This is a genomic window from Solitalea koreensis, assembly GCF_900182575.1.
In the GTDB taxonomy this organism is placed as follows: Bacteria; Bacteroidota; Bacteroidia; order Sphingobacteriales; family Sphingobacteriaceae; genus Solitalea; species Solitalea koreensis.
On the sequence record NZ_FXSZ01000001.1, the window covers coordinates 66,932 to 87,603 of the forward strand.

General features: G+C 38.0%; 19 protein-coding genes and 1 pseudogene. 3 read left to right on the top strand and 17 right to left on the bottom strand.

All coding sequences use genetic code 11. From position 1 onward, the window contains the following. Positions 1-66: 66 nt before the first annotated feature. From FN756_RS00265 to FN756_RS00280, 4 genes are all read right to left on the bottom strand, one after another. Complete coding sequence (locus FN756_RS00265; RefSeq protein WP_142600482.1) at positions 67-324, bottom strand: hypothetical protein; 258 nt, start codon at positions 322-324, stop codon at positions 67-69. Between the two features lie 86 nt (positions 325-410). Next, positions 411-1,133 (bottom strand): DUF4197 domain-containing protein, encoded by a 723-nt coding sequence (locus FN756_RS00270; RefSeq protein WP_142600484.1) that lies wholly within the window; start codon positions 1,131-1,133, stop codon positions 411-413. A 31-nt stretch (positions 1,134-1,164) separates the two neighbouring features. Beyond that, positions 1,165-3,849 (bottom strand): DNA gyrase/topoisomerase IV subunit A, encoded by a 2,685-nt coding sequence (locus FN756_RS00275; RefSeq protein ID WP_142600486.1) that lies wholly within the window; start codon positions 3,847-3,849, stop codon positions 1,165-1,167. Between the two features lie 96 nt (positions 3,850-3,945). Continuing rightward, positions 3,946-5,814 carry a DNA topoisomerase IV subunit B gene (locus FN756_RS00280; protein ID WP_142600487.1) on the bottom strand — a complete coding sequence of 623 codons (1,869 nt, stop codon included), beginning with the start codon at positions 5,812-5,814 and terminating at the stop codon, positions 3,946-3,948. 299 nt (positions 5,815-6,113) lie between these two features. Here FN756_RS00280 and FN756_RS00285 point away from each other — a divergent pair, with 299 nt between their 5' ends. Next, complete coding sequence (locus FN756_RS00285; protein WP_142600489.1) at positions 6,114-6,599, top strand: hypothetical protein; 486 nt, start codon at positions 6,114-6,116, stop codon at positions 6,597-6,599. Between the two features lie 73 nt (positions 6,600-6,672). Here FN756_RS00285 and FN756_RS00290 read toward each other — a convergent pair whose 3' ends face one another. From FN756_RS00290 to FN756_RS00305, 4 genes are all read right to left on the bottom strand, one after another. After that, the gene (locus FN756_RS00290; RefSeq protein WP_142600491.1) at positions 6,673-8,454 is read right to left on the bottom strand and encodes a chloride channel protein; all 1,782 of its coding nucleotides are present in this window, start codon (positions 8,452-8,454) and stop codon (positions 6,673-6,675) included. 80 nt (positions 8,455-8,534) lie between these two features. After that, a complete protein-coding gene (locus FN756_RS00295; protein WP_142600493.1) occupies positions 8,535-9,278 on the bottom strand; it encodes a Bax inhibitor-1/YccA family protein in 744 nt (247 codons plus the stop codon). A gap of 287 nt (positions 9,279-9,565) precedes the next feature. Further along, entirely contained in the window at positions 9,566-10,051 is a 486-nt protein-coding gene (locus FN756_RS00300) for an OsmC family protein (protein ID WP_142600495.1), read from the bottom strand. A gap of 33 nt (positions 10,052-10,084) precedes the next feature. Further along, entirely contained in the window at positions 10,085-11,068 is a 984-nt protein-coding gene (locus FN756_RS00305) for a CapA family protein (protein WP_142600496.1), read from the bottom strand. Positions 11,069-11,386: 318 nt separating this feature from the next. Here FN756_RS00305 and FN756_RS00310 point away from each other — a divergent pair, with 318 nt between their 5' ends. Next, positions 11,387-11,872, top strand: a complete 486-nt coding sequence (locus FN756_RS00310; protein WP_142600498.1) for a YybH family protein — start codon at positions 11,387-11,389, stop codon at positions 11,870-11,872. Between the two features lie 77 nt (positions 11,873-11,949). Here the strand turns inward: FN756_RS00310 and FN756_RS00315 are convergent, their stop codons facing one another. The 3 genes and pseudogenes from FN756_RS00315 to FN756_RS00325 all read right to left on the bottom strand — a co-directional run bounded on the left by FN756_RS00315 (position 11,950) and on the right by FN756_RS00325 (position 15,046). Further along, entirely contained in the window at positions 11,950-13,008 is a 1,059-nt protein-coding gene (locus tag FN756_RS00315; RefSeq protein ID WP_142600499.1) for a hypothetical protein, read from the bottom strand. A gap of 254 nt (positions 13,009-13,262) precedes the next feature. After that, a pseudogene (locus FN756_RS14730) lies at positions 13,263-13,496 on the bottom strand (methyltransferase family protein); the annotation flags it as partial. 356 nt (positions 13,497-13,852) lie between these two features. After that, positions 13,853-15,046: an MFS transporter gene (locus FN756_RS00325; protein WP_142600501.1), complete on the bottom strand. Its 1,194-nt coding sequence runs from the start codon at positions 15,044-15,046 to the stop codon at positions 13,853-13,855. Between the two features lie 699 nt (positions 15,047-15,745). Between FN756_RS00325 and FN756_RS00330 the strand changes: the two genes are divergently transcribed. Further along, complete coding sequence (locus FN756_RS00330) at positions 15,746-16,021, top strand: hypothetical protein (RefSeq protein WP_142600502.1); 276 nt, start codon at positions 15,746-15,748, stop codon at positions 16,019-16,021. 251 nt (positions 16,022-16,272) lie between these two features. Here the strand turns inward: FN756_RS00330 and FN756_RS00335 are convergent, their stop codons facing one another. The 6 genes from FN756_RS00335 to FN756_RS00360 all read right to left on the bottom strand — a co-directional run bounded on the left by FN756_RS00335 (position 16,273) and on the right by FN756_RS00360 (position 20,668). Continuing rightward, complete coding sequence (locus FN756_RS00335) at positions 16,273-16,821, bottom strand: dihydrofolate reductase family protein (RefSeq protein WP_142600504.1); 549 nt, start codon at positions 16,819-16,821, stop codon at positions 16,273-16,275. A gap of 81 nt (positions 16,822-16,902) precedes the next feature. Continuing rightward, complete coding sequence (locus tag FN756_RS00340) at positions 16,903-17,490, bottom strand: YdeI/OmpD-associated family protein (protein ID WP_142600506.1); 588 nt, start codon at positions 17,488-17,490, stop codon at positions 16,903-16,905. Between the two features lie 145 nt (positions 17,491-17,635). After that, a complete protein-coding gene (locus FN756_RS00345) occupies positions 17,636-18,820 on the bottom strand; it encodes an FAD-dependent monooxygenase (protein WP_142600507.1) in 1,185 nt (394 codons plus the stop codon). Between the two features lie 47 nt (positions 18,821-18,867). Continuing rightward, entirely contained in the window at positions 18,868-19,602 is a 735-nt protein-coding gene (locus FN756_RS00350; RefSeq protein WP_142600509.1) for a ThuA domain-containing protein, read from the bottom strand. A gap of 72 nt (positions 19,603-19,674) precedes the next feature. Continuing rightward, the gene (locus FN756_RS00355; RefSeq protein WP_142600511.1) at positions 19,675-20,247 is read right to left on the bottom strand and encodes a DUF4256 domain-containing protein; all 573 of its coding nucleotides are present in this window, start codon (positions 20,245-20,247) and stop codon (positions 19,675-19,677) included. Between the two features lie 16 nt (positions 20,248-20,263). Continuing rightward, the gene (locus tag FN756_RS00360) at positions 20,264-20,668 is read right to left on the bottom strand and encodes a response regulator (protein ID WP_142600513.1); all 405 of its coding nucleotides are present in this window, start codon (positions 20,666-20,668) and stop codon (positions 20,264-20,266) included. Positions 20,669-20,672: the final 4 nt, after the last annotated feature.

The window sequence follows — 20,672 nt, forward strand, 5'->3', positions numbered from 1 at the left end:
TGTTTCATATTGAATTTGGGGTTTGGTTTATTCTAAATAAAAAAAATAAAACCAAATAACCAAATTCTAAATTTTATTTACCTTACGCTTAATAGAAGTATTTTTTATTGACTTTGAAGAAGACTTTGAAGAAGACTTTGAAAGATTAGATTTTCTTGGTCCTCTAATAACTTTCAATGGCAACCAAATTATAATAAAGATTATCCCAAAAACTCCTGTTAGCCCCCAAATACCTAAAATCATATTTCCGGGAAAGCCTATAACCAGCAATAACAGGCCAATGCCTATCAACACGGCTAACGCAATGAATAACTTTTTGATCATTAAAATGAAATAATGTAAAGACTCAAGAAAAAAGATTAATGGCCTGAGAACAGTAGCAATGTATGTACTCTTTCATTAATCTCCAATTACATATCCTGACGGGCAAATACTTTCTTAAGCAAATCAGTGGTTCGATTAATCGGGTCTTTTCGAATTGCCAACTCTTCTTTTTCAACCATGAGAAATACGCCATCCATTGCTTTGTTAGTTACATAATCCGTTAAATTCGGATTCACTTTAGCAACAAATGGAATCTTATTGTATTTAGTAATGATTTGGGTCCACATTTTGGTGGCTCCAACACTGTCCAGCGAACCTTTTATCACCGGACTAAACGCCTGATATAATGGAGTAGAAGTAGTTTTTTTAAGATATTGAGTTGCAGCGTTTTTCTCACCCATTAAAATAGATGTAGCATCCTGAAAGGTCATTTGCTTAACCGCTCCAACAAAAATGGGCTTAGCCTTACTAGAAGCATCTTCTGCTGCTCTGTTCAATAATTTCAGTCCATCGTCAACTAAACTGCCCATTCCAACTGCTCTCATCTTTGATTCAACCTGCTGCAATTCTGGCGGAAGTAGCACTTTAATAGCCTGATTTTTCAAAAATCCATCCGTTACAGACACTTGAGCAATCGCTTTATCAACACCTTGATTTAATGCTTGCTTCAACCCGGCCGAAATGTCAAGCTCCCCTGATTGTTGCGTTGCTACTTGAGTTAAAACATCTTTAAAAACTTTTTGTGCATCACAAGATGAAACCGAAAAAGAAAGAACTACTAAAAGAGCCAAAGGTAATTTCTTGATCATATCGTATTAATTTGAGTGTTTAAAATATTAATTAAAACATTGTAATCTGTCCATCATCTTCCAAATCCACATCGTCTGGATTCGTTATTTCAAAATCAACATTTTTAGTTATCGTTTTTTCTGTTGATTCATTTGATGATTCGTTTGTGTTATCAGAATCGTTGGTTGATTCTTCTGAATCATGGTTTGAATTCTCGGTTTCCTCTTCTTCCTGTTCAATCAGTTCAACTGAATGTATTTCGAACTGACTTAACCGGTTACCATTTGCCTTTAAGCCTTTTACATCGATAAATTCAGCAAGGTTGATTTCGCTTGTCTCTTTATCTTTAGCTTTACCTTTAAGAACCGTTAAATTAACAATTGGATTTTCGGCAATACTAACGAGCACTAATTTTGATCCGGATTCATCACTGATAAAAGTATTTTTTTTGTTAACGGCCGTATTTTCAGGCACAAACCGTTTTACAAAAAAGTTTTTGGCTTTGCCTTCATAGTGAATCGCTGAAATCACCATTTCAGGATTGAACTTACGGATAATCTGCAATCCTTCATCAAAGTGATTGGAGAGATCAAAAGTTGTTAACTCATATTCTCCGTTCTTATAAACAGTAATGATGCGATCATCACCACTGAAAAAGCCCAGGAAATGACCTCGTCCATCAGCATTTAAACGTTGTAACACTTCATCAAACCAAATCTTGCGACCAGCCAAGGTTGAAACACCTGCAGATTTTAAGACAATTTTTTTAATAGGATATTTAGTAACAACGTTCCCTTGTGAACCTCTCCCCTTAATAGCCAAATCGGTGAAATCTACATCAAACTGAAGTTTACGTAATTTTGAATGCGGCTTGAGCTGGATGTTTATCGTTTCAGCCTCACCGTTCGGATTGGCGGTGAACCATAAAACAGAAGAGCCCTTGCTGCCTTTGGTAAGATCGTATTCTTTATCACGTGTTACTCCACCCACCTGGAAACGTTTCATAAACGATCCGCCACTTGCGCCGTCACGATAAATCATATTATATGCCGTCCGGTCGTCATTCTTTTTAAACACTCCCACATGAATAATATGTTTACCCATAAATGCCTTTTCGGAAACTTTTGACACAAGGAATTTACCATCGGCACGGAATGCGATTATATCATCAATATCAGAACAATCACAAACAAATTCATCTTTACGTAAACCAGTTCCAACAAAACCCTCCTCCCTATTCACATAAAGCTTCACATTGGCTAATGCAACTTGGGCAGCCTGTACGGTATCGAATGCCCTAATCTCTGTTTTACGTTCTCGCCCCCTACCATATTTATCCTTTAACCGAGTAAAATAATCAATCGTGAACTGGATTAAGTTAGCCAGATGTCCTTCTACTTCATTAATATCATCTTGCAACGCTTTCATTTGCTCGTCCGCTTTTTTCACATCGAAACGAGTAATACTACTCATCGGCTTATCGATCAGTTTTTTATAATCCTCCGGAAGAATTTCACGATAAAACTGTGGAAAGAACGGTTCAAAGAGTTTATTCAATACTTCAACCACGCTTTCAAAATTACCTGAATTTTCATACGCAGGATTTTTATACATACCTTCTTGAATGAAGATCTTAAGCAATGAACTAAAGAAAATCTTTTCTTTTAATTCAGCCAGCTTTATCTCTAATTCTTGTTTCAGTAAGTCCTTTGTACGGTGAGTACATTCAACAAGAATATCATTCACACTCATGAAATGCGGCTTATTATCCTTTATTACACAAGTATTAGGCGACAGCGACATTTCACAATTCGTGAATGCATACAAAGCGTCAATCGTTATATCAGGTGATATTCCCGGTGCAAGATGAATGACAATTTCAACATTTTTGGCAGTATTATCCTCTATCTTTTTGATCTTAATCTTGCCCTTATCATTTGCCGCAATTACGCTATCAATTAAACCGGTGGTTGTAGTTCCAAAAGGAATTTCGGTAATGACTAAGGTTTTTTTATCACGATCTTGAATCTTCGCACGAACACGTACACGTCCTCCCCGCTGACCTTCATTGTATTTTGAAAAATCAGCAGAACCTCCGGTTGGGAAATCAGGTAGCAAGTCAGGACGCTTTCCTCTTAGCACTTCAATAGAAGCATCAATCAACTCAATAAAATTGTGAGGAAGAATTTTTGTTGCCAAACCCACGGCAATACCTTCAGTTCCGGAGGTTAATACCATTGGAAACTTTACGGGTAAAATTACGGGTTCATCATTACGTCCATCATATGAAAGTTGCCATTCTGTAGTCTGCGGATTGAACACAACATCCAAGGCAAACTTTGACAAACGCGCTTCAATATAACGAGGAGCCGCCGCTGAGTCTCCGGTTATAGGGTCACCCCAGTTCCCCTGCGTATCGATCAATAAGTTTTTTTGCCCGATTTGCACCATGGCATCACCGATAGAAGCATCACCATGCGGATGATATTTCATGGTATTACCAATTACGTTGGCTGCTTTATTAAAGCGGCCATCATCCATTTCTTTCAACGAGTGCAAAATACGTCGCTGTACCGGCTTAAAACCATCGTACATATTAGGCACGGCACGATCAAGGATTACATAGGATGCATAGTCCAAAAACCAACTTTCGTACAAACCATCCACTTTGGTTACATCGTGGAGGGTTTCATCATTCGTATTGTTTTGTTCGTTTATATTATCTTGTTCTGACATTTTCAGCCTCTAAAATCAACTTTAAAACTTAAGTAATCTGCGTTTTCCACCGTTCTGCTAAGTCTGTTACTTCGCAGCAATATATTTTAATACATCCTACATCAGCTCTTCGGCTAAATCAATTTCAACTCTCAAATTATCAATAATAAATTCCTGACGTTCAGGAGTATTTTTACCCATGTAATATTCCAGTATATTTTTGATATGAGAATCTTTTAGAATAACCGGATCCAAGCGCATGTCTTCGCCGATAAACAACGAAAACTCTTCAGGAGAAATCTCACCCAGACCTTTAAATCGGGTAATTTCCGGTTTGGTTCCCAGCTTTTCAATTGCCGCTTTTCGTTCCTCATCGCTGTAGCAATAAATCGTTTCCTTCTTATTTCGAACACGGAACAAAGGTGTTTGCAATATATACAAATGCCCGTTTTTGACAAGATCAGGAAAAAACTGCAAGAAGAACGTCATTAACAACATGCGGATGTGCATACCGTCAACGTCGGCATCGGTGGCAATTACAATATGATTGTAACGTAAGCCATCCAAACCATCTTCAATATTTAAAGCATGTTGTAAGAGGTTGAACTCCTCGTTTTCGTAAACTATTTTTTTGGTTAGACCATAACAGTTTAACGGCTTACCTTTTAAACTAAATACGGCCTGCGTTTGTACATCACGTGATTTTGTGATAGAACCCGAAGCCGAATCACCCTCGGTAATAAACAATGTGGTATCAAAGCGTCTTGAATCATCTTTTTTATTTTCATCATCAAGATGAAGCTTGCAATCACGTAGTTTACGGTTATGCAGTTGGGCTTTTTTAGCACGCTCATTGGCTAGCTTTTTAATGCCGGCAATGTCTTTACGTTCACGCTCACTCTGCAAAATACGCTTCAACATTCCATCGGCTACATCGGGATGTTTATGCAGGTAATCATCAAGCTCCTTCTTCAGAAAATCATTGATAAACGTACGAACAGAAGGCCCCTCTGGACCAATATTTTGAGATCCTAATTTAGTTTTAGTCTGCGATTCAAAAACCGGCTCCTGAACTTTGATGCTGATGGCAGCCACAATGGATGCACGAATGTCAGTAGCGTCGTATTCTTTCTTAAAAAACTCACGAACCGTTTTCACCACCGCTTCACGAAAAGCAGCCTGGTGTGTACCGCCTTGTGTGGTATTCTGACCGTTTACAAATGAATAATACTCTTCACCATAATGATTATCGTGTGTCATCGCCACTTCTATATCCGAACCTTTCAGGTGAATAATAGGGTAACGAATCGTTTCCGAATCCGTATTTTTCGCTAACAAGTCATATAATCCTCTTTCTGAGAAAAACTTTTTGCCGTTGAAATTAATGGTTAATCCCGCATTCAAGTACACGTAATTCCAAATCATGTTCTCGATGAATTCAGGAATAAATTTGAAGTTGCGGAAAATATATTCATCGGGTACAAAAGAAATAGCGGTACCGTTACGCTGTGTGGTATCTTTTTCAGCGTCATCTTTAATAATAACGCCTTTGCTGAATTCTGCGAACTTGGTACGTCCTTCGCGATAAGATTGTACGGTAAACTGGGCCGACAAGGCGTTTACAGCTTTTGTACCTACCCCGTTTAACCCCACTGACTTTTGGAACGCTTTTGAATCATATTTACCACCGGTATTGATTTTAGAAACGCAATCGATCACTTTACCTAATGGGATACCACGACCATAATCACGAACCGCTACTTTATGGTCAGATATGTTGATGTCAATCGTTTTCCCAGAACCCATCACAAACTCATCAATCGAGTTATCGATGATCTCCTTCACCAAAATATAGATACCGTCATCGAAAGCGGAACCATCTCCCAGCTTTCCGATGTACATCCCCGGACGTAAGCGTATATGCTCTTTCCAATCAAGGGATTTAATATCGTCTTCGCTATATTCTACTTTAATGTTTTCAGCCATGTCGTTAGTTGAGATGTTTTAATGCGATAAACTATCTGCGTAGGATAGATTGAGAATAGTTCTCTTTGTTTCTTTTAACAAGAAAGCTATCTCAACCTACAAATCTATGTCTTTGTTATAGCATATGCGGATGAAAATTTCAACATTTGTGCAATTAGCTCAACTACTGAAACTTAGTATTCGAGCATCTTCATTCTGCTTCAAGCACTCATAAAGATATTACTTCATATGGTTTTTTATTTTATAACTGCTAATTGTTATATTTAATATAAATCATCTACAATCTAAATTCATTGTTTATGCAACGCTTAACCACCTATTTATTCGCATTGGGTTGTCTGTTTATTGGAATGCAGAGCTATTCGCAAAGCATAAAACGCAAAACTGTTCAAGGCACCTGGAAACTCGACAGTATATTGTATGACAATATAAAGGCGTATGCAACGGTTAAGGTTTTTGGAGATGTTGACGCAGGTTGCATGGTGAACAGCCAATGGGTTTTTTATGGTAATTATGACGGCACCATCACCACTCCCATGGCCGAAGGTTGTCCGACCAATGCTCAGAAAATTGTTTGGTCAACGATTACTAAACCTGAGGGTAATTATTTCGGGATTAAGCCATTATTAGAAGGCCAAAAAGGGAAATCAATTACCAAGGGTTTTCAAATGAGCATTGAATCCATTGATGATAAAAGTATGGTTTGGAACGAAACCGTTGATCTTGACTATAAAAAATCGAAGCTTACCTATTATTTTACCAAAATAAGTAAGAAGGCAAAATAAGATAGCCGAAAATTCTCCCCTTGTCGATCACTTGAAAACCGTGTAAAATCAATCTTCACGGTTTTTTTATGCATCAGTATTTCCCCGAATGACGAGCTAACTCTTTACGATAATTATGCAAAATATCTGATTTTGAAATAAATCCAATCAGATTGGTCTGATCCAAAACCGGAAGATACCAAAGGCCTGAGCTATCAAATTTTTCCATAATCGAATGCAAGGAATCCGTCGCATTAACAAAAAACCGGGGGGGGCGCATGATATCAGCTACTGTTTTGTTAGTTTGCTTTTCCTGGTCAAACATGTAGCTTCTAACATCATCAAATGTTATCCATCCTTTAAAATCTCCATCATCAATTACGGCAATCATGCTCGCATTGCTTTTTCCAAACAATGCCAATAATGCGGCAATGCTTGCAACGGGTTCAATTTGCAGGAATTCGGTTTCAACAAATTCAGCCTGACGTATGGTATTTAGAATGTTGGCATCGTAATCACTTGAAAAAATATCTCCACTAGTAGCCATAATTTTAGTATCCATTGAAAATGGTTCAATAGAGTGAGCAATCACGTATGAACTTACGGATACTATCATTAAGGGTAAGATCAGATCATATCCTCCTGTAATTTCGGCAATAAGAAAAATTCCGGTAAGCGGGGCATACATAACACCACTTAACATACCGGCCATGCCCACCAAGGTAAAATTGGCAATAGGCAGCTGTTTATCTAAACCCACCAAATTAAAGAGTGAAGCAAAAAAATTACCGGCAAATGCCCCAGTAAACAAAGCAGGTGCAAAAGTTCCTCCGTTCCCTCCCGAAGCTAAGGTAAGTGAAGTAGCAAAAACTTTTACCAGACCCACTAGCAGAACAAACAGTAACAGAAAATTGGTAGAAACACCGTTTAACGACCAAACACTTCCATTTAAGAGCGCTGTTGCATTATTGGAAGCCAATAACTTCACACTTTCGTAACCATCTCCTTGTAAAGGAGGAAATAGAAAGCATAATACGGCAAGCAGTAGACCTCCAATAAGAGCTTTCTTATAATACCGAGTTCCCATTTGCTCAAAAAAGTGCTCTACAAAATGAGTTGCGCGTGCAAAGTACACGGATAAAAAACCGCAGAAAACCCCTAAAAGCACGTAAAAAAACACATTGTAGTAACTAAATTCTTTGAGTGATTTAAAATGAAAGAGGATCTCTTCGTTAAAAATAACCTTGGTACATAAAGCACCGCAAACTGCGGCGATGATGAGTGGAATAAATTCAGAAATGGCCACACCTACCAACAATACTTCCATTGCAAACATAACTCCCGTAATGGGTGCATTAAATGCCCCGGCAATACCTGCTGCTCCACCTGCTGCTACTAATAAAGTTCGGTCTTTATAGTTTAACCCATAAGATCTGGCAAAATTTGAACCTATTGCCGATCCGGTTACAGCGATTGGCCCCTCTAACCCTGATGAACCACCAAAGCCAACAGTAATCCCACTCGTAATTACCTGCGAATACATTTTGATCTTATCCACCAAACTCGATCTTCTGGCTATATCATATAATATATTCGCTATTCCTCGCCCATCATTGCCTTTAAAAAAATATTGTACAATAAAAACCGTGATAAGGATACCGATTAAGGGAAGAAAATAAATACCAATTTTACCAGCATTAAAGGGGAAGTCATAAAGATAAATACGATGAATATAATGAACAATCGTTTTTAAAATTACAGAAGCCATTCCGGCAGTTAAACCTACCAAAATACCCGAAAGTACCATGAACTGATTATGACTTAACTTCTTTTTTAGAAACCGAAAAAACAGGGTTATTTTCCTAATCCAACTCATATACGAAAGCTACGTGTTTATAAATTAAAATAGGCTGCAACTTCTAAGTAGCAGCCCAATTTTTTATTTTGTATTATAAATTATTTACGATTCAGTTTTGATAGCAGTCGTAAAATTTCAAGATACAACCAAATGATGGTAACCAATAAGCTAAAGGCACCGTACCATTCCATGTATTTAGGAGCTCCTGCTGCTGCCCCCCGCTCAATAAAATCAAAATCCAGGATAAGATTCAGGGAAGCTACAATCACTACGACCATACTAAAACCAATTCCAATGAGCCCTCCTTCGTGAATCATCGGCATGCTTGCGCCGAAAAACGACATTACAAAGTTAATAAGATAACAGATCATGATACCCATGGTGGCTAACATTACTACTTGTCTGAAGCGTTCTGTCGCTCGTAACCATCCAAAACGATAAGCCATCAACATTGAAAACAACACGCCGAAGGTTAACATGATGGCTTGAATAGCAATACCAGGAAATCTTGCATCAAAATAGAATGAAATCAATCCCAGCGCTAAACCTTCACCCAATGCATATAATGGAGCTGTAATTGGCGACCACTCCTTTTTAAACATGGTAACAAATGAAAGTACGAGAGCGCCGATCATTCCTCCCCATGCCAGCGGCATCATTGTGGCAGGATTAGCCCCTATACTCAACGTATACCAGGTATACATGGCAGGAATTACAGTCATAACGAGCAATAAAAACGTATTACGCACCGTACCGGAAACCGTCATTAACTCGGTAGAGTCGACAGGAAGATTGAATGTATTTTGTTTTAGAGTGGGATTACTTGATTCGAAGAATGCCATTTTGCTTATGATTTTTTATTAACGTGATTGTTCAATTATAATACTTGCTAAGTAAAATAATTTCTGACTAAAATTCTAATGGATTATGATTTTATTGCGTTTTAAACCGCTAATTATTGAAATCCTGGAATGGGGCAAATTATCTTGTGAATAAATATTTACGGAAAAAGTAAAAGGTAATTACACCATAAGCGTACTCCCCCCTAATCTCCCTTTAATCTTCTCAGTTAACGTTTTTAGAATACAAAGGGCGTTAAATAAAGGTAAACAGAGCTTTATACGTTCTGTTAACCTAATGAAGTACTAATGTTCATTGGCTTTAATAAAGCAAGGTAAACGGGACATCTTTGTTTCCAGGTTTCAAATAAATGCTCTATATCTTCTTTTGGGGCATCAGAAATTATTTGAATAGTTAATTCAATATCCAGCAAATCAGGAAGAGCATTTTCCATCCCAAGTAAGCCACGGGCATCTGTTTTACATTGTACTATAGCTTCCACATCATCCACTTCAATGCCCAATTGAGGTGCTAAAGTATCTTTTATGAAGATTGCCGCGCAGCCAGACAGGGCTCCCAGCAATAAGGCAGTAGGACTTGGGGCAGTATTTTCTCCACCTATGGCTTCTGCAAGGTCCATTTTCCAAGAAAACACTCCGGTGTCAATAATCGCGTGAGTACCTTCAGTACGTGCTGTAACCCTTGGACTTACTTTGGCCTTTTCTGGTTCGGCTATCCAGGTATTTACGGTAGATTCAATGATTGAAGTATTCATTTTGATGTTGAGATTTTAATGACAGTGATGAACTCATGAATGGTTCAGATGCACTTCACCTTCTTTGGTAATAAAGGTATTAAATGGGGCCGAGAGCTCCTGTATTCGAGAAATGGCCCAATCATAATCCTCGTTTTTGGCAAGATTCGCCTGCATTTCCTGAATTAACAATGGGGTCAACTTTAATTTCTTTACACCCGTTTTATCTATTTCGCAAGTAACGAATAAAGAATGGTCATTTCTGAGTTCAGGGTCGACATTGTAATCATCAATTAAATCACCGGTATCATACATAATCACCTTGCCGTTATAAACTTCAATCCCTTGAAAAGTATGATTGCCATGCCCGTGTATAATATCAGCACCGGCATCAATGATCTGATGCGCAAAGTCAACGAACTCAGCCAGTGGTTTTCCCACCATTTTATCTCCCCAATGGATGGTAACGATGAGCACATCTACCTGATCGCGAATGGGCTTAATTGCCCATTGAACCGTCCTGATATCACCGATATTTATATAATTTGTACCGGGGCGTTTTATTGCGGCCCAATAAGGTTCATTGTCGGTAAAACCAAGAATTCCGATCGTAACGTCTTTTCTTGTCAGGATAACCGGCGCTGCAGCCATTTCAGCATCGGCTCCGGCACCAACATGTTCAATACCTGATTTACGCAGATGCTCAATGGTATCCATCAATCCTTCTTCATGAAAATCAAGGATATGATCATTTGCTATATTAACAACATTGATTCCTGCATCCATTAGCGTCTGAATTCTGGATGGATCAGCCTTGAAATTAATAGCTTTCCGTGTTTGCTCCTTTTTATAGGTAGTTAACGGAGCTTCCAAATTAACGATGTTCAAATCATTGCTTTTGAACAGAGGAAGTGCATTACCCCAAGGATATGAATGGCCGGCTTGAGCAATCTTTTCGTTTACCAGCCCACCCATCATTACATCGCCTCCAAACCCAATGGTTACAAGCGAATTCGTGGTATCAAAGGAATTTGCCATTTAGAGATTCTTTAAAAACCTATTCAGAAAATAATTACGATAAAAGGAAAAATGCAACATAAATTTACCATTTTCATTTCTTTATACAGAATACAAGTATCTGTTTTTTAATAATTTATAAACAATTACTTGATCCTCTTAATGGGTTAACGGGGCTACTTCTGTCTGCAGATCTCTCATTTTGTCAAGCCATCCTATTGCAGGCATTCATTCTCTCGGATTTATCACAACTATCTCCCTCTTTGCTGTTCTTTTTTTTTATATTTAGTATTAGCGGTTTCATTTAATTATCAATTAATAACATAAGAATATTTAATTATGAAAAAGATGATCTTAAAAGGAATATCATTAGGCTGTATACTAAGTTTAATGTTTGCCTGCAATCCCCAAAAAGAAAAACCGGTAGCGGTTATAATTGACAAAGAACAAATCAAAAAAGAAATTCAAGCAAAAGAAGATTCATTTGCTGAGCTATACAACAGCGGGGAAGTGAGAAACATAGGCTATTATGCAGATGATGCGATTAGCTTTTTTCAGAATAGAGCCCCATTAGTTGGCAAGGATGCAATAGTAACATTTTTAAAAAATGATATAGCTTCAACTACTGATAAGATTTCATTTAAAACGAACGAAGTTTTTGTATCCAATGATGGAAATCAGGTTGTAGAAATTGGATACTTTACAGTTGTGGATTCAACCGGGACCCCAATTAATACGGGAAATTACATGAGTCTGTTTGAAAAAAGAAATGGCAAATATGTTGCGCTAAGAGATATGAGTGCTTCTGATATGCCTCTTAAATAAAAGTGAACTTGCATCCATTTTCAAAAGGCTGTCTGAAACGATGTTCCGGACAGCCTTTTTATATATCCCTTTATTTATTAGCGTCTTCTTCCACCGCCCATTGAAGCTCTTCCTCCTCCCATCGAACGTCCTCCTGCCCCCATTGAACTCGATCTTGTTGAAGGAGAAGAAAAGTTTCGATTTGATGTAGATGGAGATGGCCGGCTCGATACTGACGGAGATTGTCGGTTGGATACTGACGCTCCTCCTCCGGCTCTATTTGATGGAGAGGTGGCTGGACGAGTCGAAGCCGATGGCCGAGTTCCTGCCCTATTTGCCGTTCCTGTACCATAACTACCTCTAGCTTGGTTATTGCGAACTGTATTGGATGTTCGTCTAGTATTATTGTAATGATTGACGCTATTCCTGTTATTAATGATCACATTATTATTACCACCGTGGTAATGACCGCCATAATACCCCCCATGATGATACCAATTATTACTACGATAAATGCCAACAGCCATAACTGTTGCAAATCCAAACCAAGGCGGATAATATCCATAATAATAAGGAGGAGCATAAGGCACATAGGCCGGAGAATACACGTACTGAACGATCGGTGCGGATTGAACAACTACAGTAGATGTTGCCGGAACATCTTTTGTTACAGGGTCAGGGCCAACATAACCGGGATTTGCGGTAATTGACGAATTCCCTTTAGGTTCAATAACATAATCTTTACCGTACAAATCCTTATCACCAACAATCTGCAAGCTGACCTTCTTATCTTTATCCCTATCTAATAAAATGACCGCAACATCCTGTGTTTCAGTTTTGCTGACATCAACCTGAAGTATAAATGTATATGAATCATCCTTTTTATTTGTTATCACTTTGATAAAATCAACTTTTTTATCCAGGTTTAAATCCAGGTTATTGACTTTTGTTTTTTCATCATTCAATGATTTTTCAAAATCTTCAATCGTTTTTGACTTTTGAAACAAATCTAACACAGCATAAAGATCCAGGTTGTCTCCCGGCAAGCCTAACAAGGCTGTTGTATCTTGTTGCGCCTGAGATTTAGTTTGAGCAAAAGCCTCCAAGCTTAACAAACTCATCACTATTACTAAATATGGCAAAATAAATTTCTTCATAACTTAAGCATTTATCTGCTTTTAAAACACAGTGTTTTGGCCCGCACTATCATTAACAACACACTCTTTCTCGATTAAGTAATACCAGCCAATCCAATTTACATAATATTAATAATTATTTCAATTCAATTGTTTGAAAAACAGTTACTTAAACTAAAACAACAAAGCCTAAAAACAAAAACATCACAAAATTCGAGACGCTGTGAGTAAGACTTTAGCCACAGGAAGGTTTAAGGAGATAGGCGTAGATTTTTTCAATATATAAAAGGTATTAACATTTTAGTTTTGGCTGCATATTCATCGTAGCCTTTCCCATATTTACCTTTGAGGTATTGATCCAGTTTGGGTGCGTTATAAAATGCAAAAAAACAAAAAACGAAAACAGGAATAGAACCAGCGTACCAGTTTCTAGTGACTAGCGCGTAAGCTGTTACACATAAAATATCACCAAAGTAATTTATATGCCTTGAGTATTTAAGAATCCTATTGTATAAATTTTTTCTTTGTTCTCTGGAAGTAGAAAAATCATCGTATAAGCAAGTCTGAGAAAAATAATACTATTAAAAATGAAAATAAGCATTCTTAGCTCGTAACCCTCTTGTTTGTTGTTAATGTGTCAGTGATGAGCAAACCAATTCCCTCCATTTTGGAACAAAATCCAAAAAGACAACCATAACAATAGAATTTCTACCAATTGAATTATACTTTTTTGAAGTATGCTTTTGCTTTGTTGTCCGTATAGTTCCATTTTGATTTTTCGCGGCCGGGGATTCATGACCGCCCTCTATTTATTTATAACCTGAAAGCACACCTGAAGTTTAACTTTTAACTACTGTAACTGTGTTTATTCAAATAATTTAATTGTCTTCGGTGTTATGGGATATGGAACTGTCAGGAAATAAAAAACAACCAATACTGTCATAATACCTGTGGCAATAAAAGCAGTAGGAGCCCCGAGCTTAAACCAAATTAGTCCTGTCAATGAACTTGCCAGTATTGAACAAATACTTTGTAAACCCGAAAAGGTTCCGATGGCTGTTGCTGTGTCTTTTTTATCTGTAATATTTGAAATCCACGCTTTTGAAATTCCTTCTGTAGCAGAAGCATAAATGCCATACAGGAAAAACAATCCGAAGAAGATGTAAAGATTTGTATTTACAGCCATTCCCAAATAGACAGTCGCAAACAATGCGAGTCCGATAATAAAAATTGTTTTTAGTCCAACATTGTCGGCAATGATACCGATTGGGAAAGCAAACAAAGCATAAATGAGATTGTAAAAAATATAAACGCCAATTACCATTGAGTCGCCCAGCCCGGCCTGCTTTGCTTTAAGCAAAAGAAAAACATCGGAACTATTGAATAAGGTAAAAATGAGAAGGCCAATTACAACTTTTCTATATTCTGTCGGGCTTTCCTTCCAATATTTCAGGAATGAAAACAAGGGTGTTGCTACCTTAGGATTAACGCTTACAGTATTCTTGTCCTTTAGGTAAAGCGAGGTAAACACCGCAAATAGCCCAGGAATAAATGCAATATAAAAAAGCGTCTTGTAGTCTTGCGGACGGTAAAATAAATATATTAAAGCCAATGAAGGTCCTATTACCGCACCTAAAGTGTCCATTGAACGATGAAAGCCAAAGATTTTACCTTTTGTTTCCGGCATAGCTTCGTCAGAAAGGATTGCATCTCTTGCACCGGTTCTAATGCCTTTACCAAAACGGTCCATTGTCCGTGCAAGGAAAATCCAAAGTGGGTAAACGAAAACCGCCATCATTGGTTTTGAAATGCAGCTGAAAGCATAACCTATTTGCACAAATACAACCCGTCGGCCCGAAATGTCGGAAAGTTTACCGAAGTAGCCTTTACTTAAACCAGCTGTCGCTTCCGCAATGCCTTCAAGTATTCCGATTAACAGAATTGAAAAACCAATGGTCTTTAAATAAATTGGCATTATTGGATAAAGCATTTCGCTTGCCGTGTCTGTCAACAAACTGACTACCGATAAAATCCTAACTGTCCGTGTTATATATTTCAAAATTGCTACTTGTTAGTCTTTTGTTCTATAACGGTTTGCAAGTTGGCCTAGGTGGCGATTTAGAGCGCTGCCAACCACGCACAGAGCTTGATAAAAGCACAACGCTTTATTCAACCACTGAACCGCCGCTTTGGGGTAGCTGCTGTTGAACTAAACCTTCGGTAGCAAGGCCGATTTTTTAGTATTTTACAAGATAGTAAAACCATTTACATTATGATTACAAAAAAGTGTCCTGAAGAATTAAGGGAACAAAAACTGATTCAGCAGGCTAAACGAGAGTGCCAGGCTTTTCCGAACTGCTGTACCGTTTTGAGCAGACCGTTTCAGACACTACCGCCAATCCCGTAGTACTTCCGAAATGACTTATAGAATTTACTAGAAATAAGGCTTCAACGCAAATTGCAGATTCTTACTTAATGAAGATCGCGAAGCTGCCAGAAGTACTAACCAGTAGAATTTCTTCCAAAAATGTTATAAATACCATCAAAGTTATTTTGCAAATGCCTTGTTGTGCATCCGTGTGCAGGCATTCTGAAACAGATCATAGGTTATGGGGAGATTTATGTGAAAATCGGAAACAAGATTAACAGTATAATTTGGAAAGGGTGCTTTTTTTAAGTAGTTTTCTATTGATTTATCTCTTTTTTGCAGATAATTAATATGCTCCAATTTATTTTTAATCTTAAAAATTCAAAAACCATGTTAGTTATAGCTCATCACAGCATCAGTGATCCAGAAAGCTTCTGGGGAGCTGCAGAAGAAGTTACAAAAAACTTGCCTAGCAATTTTAAATTACATGGAGTTTTTCCTGCTATGGATGGCAAAACCGGTACGTGCCTTTGGGAGGCCGGAAATGTTCAAGAAGTTCAACAGTTCCTTGACAAAAACGCCGGACAATACGCTAAAAACTTCTGTTATGAAATAGATGTAAATAAGTCAATGGGACTACCTAAATTTCAATTAGCAGAAAAGTAGCCGTGATTTCCGTTTGCAATAAACTGCTAAAGCAAGCTTTGGCGAGCGATTGTTAAATCTAGTATTGTTATCGGAATAACTATGTGGAAAATCAATCTGTTTTTTCTTGATTTTTAACACAGTTCATGTTAGCAGCAAGCATTATTTACGGTAGCCTTAACTTAAGGGTGCACTTGTAATAGTTTGCCGCCCAATGACAAGGAGAACGCTCCTTCTGTCCATGAAGATGTGCCGGTCAATATTTGCAGTCATTATTTTGTCGGTTCATAATAAAGTGTTATTGCTCCGTTAATAAAGTTTTTAGTCTTTGTGAGTTTAAAAATGGTCCGGTCATTTACATTCTCAAATAACGGCAATCCGTTTCCAGCAATAACAGGATGAACACAAAGTTGATATTCGTCAATTAAATTCAGTTTCATTAGTTGTGTAATTAAACTACGACTACCAACCAAAATGTCTTTGCCCGATTGTTGCTTCAATTCTCTAACTAATTCTTCAATAGGTTTAGTTGCAAGTTTCGCACTGTCCCAGTCTGTGTTTTTGAGTCTGTGTGAGAAAACAATTTTTTGAATTTTGTCTATTGCTATAGCGAAGTCGTCTGTTGTTTTTTCGCCTGAAGGATTTTTTATCAGTGTCTGCCAGTATTGCATTAGTTGATAAGTTGTCCTTCCATAAAGTATAATTTCTGCACTGTCTAAAAGGTCAGCGTAATGCTGATGTATTTCTTCGTCCGGTAGCCCCGCAGTGTGGTCGCAAACTCCGTCAATTGTCATATTTATTGCCGCAATTACTTTTCTCATATTCTGTTCTTAAATCTCATTCTACTCTGTTTGTTTCTTGCTGTGCCTGCAATTTATTTCAAAAGCATAGCACAGCTGTCATTATCCATCATTCAATCCTTTCCCATTAAGAATTTGCAGCATGCTTTTTTCAACCCTTGACTCGCGGGTTTTAGCTTGCTTGGGTTGAGAAAAATAAAGGAGATAGGCTCTTTGCCGTCCCGGCGTCAATGCTTCAAAAGCAGTTTTCAATGCTGGTATTTCATCCAGTTTATTTTGAAACTCTTCGGCAATTGTGAATTCTGTAGTTTTTTTAAGTTCCACTTTCAGACCAGCCTTTTCCACCTCAATAGCCTCATAAATATAGGTTTTCAATCCCGATATTACATCGGGATCAATTATTTCCCGAACATTGGTAAACCGAATTTGACGCGCCGCCTGCACATTCTCCGTTTGTTGGATCAACATACAATGAGTATCTTTTAGCAAGGCCCCCTTGAAAAATAAAAGTGCACAGTATTCTTTAAATGCATGTATTAAAACTATGTTAGCTTTCTGAAACGTGTAACAAGGAGAGCCCCACTTCAACTCCTCGGTCAGCCCACAGTCAAGAACAATCCTTCTCAATTGCTCCAGTTCTTTCTGCCACTGTTCAGCTTTACTAAAATAAAAATCAACCTTAGGATTCATCTATATATAAATATAAGTTGGTTAATACCAGTTATGATCATTGAATAATTTTCTTTGCAACCTAGGTAAAGAATCTTTAGGCATCAATTTTCACAAATCACTATTAAAGGGAAATATCACTATTAACCCGGAAATCATGGCCACATTAATACTCTTTAAGTTCTATTCTGTCAGTCATGTACTTTTTAACAAACCATTTAGACAGCAAAGATGAGAACATCGCATTGCTAAAGGTATTCCGAACCCAAATTCCAAAATTGCTTTTGGGAACCAATGAACCGGCGAAACTTTGTGCTAATTTTTGTTTGTCGTCAATAAGTGGCTTAAAGCTATTTTCATACTGCCGAAAAGCTATTTTGTAATCGCCTCCTGCTTTCTTTAATTCTCCGGCAAGGATATATGCTCCAACCATGGCAAGCGTAGAACCCTGACCGGATAACAAGGACGGGCAATCACAAGCATCTCCCGCAAGAGTTATCCTCCCTTTCGACCATTGGCTCATCCGTATCTGGCTTACCGAATCAAAATAAAAGTCAGGCGCGGAATCTAATTTTGCAAGCAAAGAGGGGCACTCCCAAGCCATGTCGCCGTATTCATTGCGGAGTATCTCCTTTTGTTTTTCAATTTCGTGATGGCTATATGATATTTTTTGTGGTGATGTAAAAATAAAAAGGGTGGTTAATTTATTTCCTTTTAATGCATAAATACTAACCTGCTTTCCGGGAAGATTGTAGCTATAAAATGCGTTGTCGTTTTGCAAATAATTTTCAATGGTGAAAGAAGAGGCGTAATACCCATAATACTTTTCAAATTGGCTTTCATCACCGAACGTTAAAGAACGAACCACAGAGTGCAATCCGTCTGCTCCTACTATTAAATCAAAAGTGCGAACATTACCGCTTTTTAAAGTTACAGTTGCATTGTCAGCAGTTTGTACAATTTGGGTTATAGCGTCACCGAAAATAAATTCAATGTCTTTATCGAGGTGGTTATAAATTACCTTCGACAAGTCGCTTCGAAGCAAATTGAAATACCGGTTATTAACCAGTTTCCCGATTTTAAAGACGCTGAGCCCGCCTCTTCGTTTATTGTTTTTATCAACAAAAATCAGTTCCTGTATTTTAAGGTCTACCTTTTGAAGATCCGGCAGTATTTTCATTTTTTCAGCAACGTCAAAACCGGCACCAAAAAAGTCAATGGCATATCCACCTTCCCTGAGTTTAGGAGCTTGTTCAATAATGGTAGGGTTGAATCCGAAATTTTTAAGCCAATAAGCAAGGGTAAGCCCGGCTATTCCTGCTCCCGATATTAAAATGTTTTTGTTAAGCATATCTTAACCTTGGTTATAATGATCGCGAAAATCTTAAATGAAATTAATCATTTTATTGTCGCCCACTTAATGGCCTCAGCAATATGTTGCAAAAAGAACGGCTCAGAAAATGCTTGAGGAGCATGCCCCCAGGCTGTATAAAAAGCTTTGCCGCCATCGTAATTATGATACCATGCAATGGGATGAAAACCTGGCATTTTACCACCTGTATAACTGCTCTCTTCAACGGTCAGTACCACATTAACCAATTCTTTTTTAAAGGATTTAAAATTGTAGATCTCTTCCTGGCGACGAACGGTATCGGGCATAAAACTAACAGTAGGATGATTTTTATCATTAACCGTAAAAGCGGCTACTTGAGGAACCGGATGACTTTCAAAACAGGCACCTACCAAATTATTATACCATGGCCAGTCAGATTCTGTATCGGAGGCTGAATGAATACCTACAAAACCACCGCCTGCTTGTATATATGTCTGAAAAGCAATTTGCTGTTCATCGTTTAAAATACCCCCTGTAGTATTTAGAAATACAACCGCAGCAAATTGTGCAAGATTGGCTGCGGTGAATACAGAAGCATCTTCTGTCGTATCTACATGCCATTTATTCTCGTAACCCATTTTTAAAAGTGCTGTCTTTCCTGCCGCTATGGAGTTATGGCGAAAGCCTTTGGTGGCACTGAACACTAATATTTTTGGCAGCTGTGTCGTTTTCTTTGTAAAGGAGCAAGCCCAAAAAGTAAGGAGAATACAAAGAGAAGCTAGTTTAGATAAATTGCCCATTATGTGAATGAAATAATAAGAACTGAGCCGTTTGCGAAAAAAAATCAATTACGTTATTCTAACAAGCGGTTATCAAATCCTTAGCGAGCCACGGAAACCTCTGGCGGCATAATACGATTCAGCACCGTTATGATAGGTGAAGACCGTATTGTAGCGGCGATCACAAAAGATGGCGCCACCGAGTTTTCTAATGTCAGTTGGTGTTATTATCCAGCTCGATGTTTTCTTATCGAACTCACCAAGTTGCTGCAACTCCTTGTATTGCGCTTCCGTTAACAGTTCTACACCCATCGCTTCTGCCATCTTAACAGCACTATCGGCTGGTTTATATTCTTTCCTTGACTCCAGCGCTTCAGGGTCGTAACAAAGACTTCTGCGCCCTTTGGGACTTTCGGCTGAACAATCATAAAAAATGTATTCATCCGAATTTTTATCGTAACCAACAACATCCGGTTCTCCGCCGGTTCGTTCCATCTCATTGAGCGACCACAATTTTCCAGCATTAGCCTCCAGCTTTGCTTGTACATCGGCCCATTCAAATTCTTTATGGCGGCTCCTATTTTTTTCAAATCGGACTTTCAATACACTGAGTAGTTCTTCTCGTTGTTCGGCAGGCAGCTCGCTTTTAGTACTATGGATGTTCATAATTAAATTGAGCGTTTTAGTTATTACTTAAATTATTTTTTTCTAAACTATTTGAATTAATATCCTGCTCAATAGCGGCTACAATTTCATTTCGATTAAAAGGCTTCCCGAAACACTTTAGTATTAATCCTGTGGCCAATGCGCTTTGGATTTCCTCAGAAATCATATAAGCGGTTAAAATGTAAAATTTCTTTTCCGGGAATTTTTCTTTAGCCTTGTTGATAAACGTTATACCATTCATAATTGGCATATTCATATCACTAATTACCACCGTGATATCCTGTTCTTTTTCCAAAACGGATAAACCTTGAACTCCCTCCTCTGCGGTAAGAACTTCATAATCTTTATCGAAAATCAACTGGAAAAGTTTCCGATTGATCGGCTCATCTTCCACATATAGTAATTTCACTCTGTCTATCATGTAA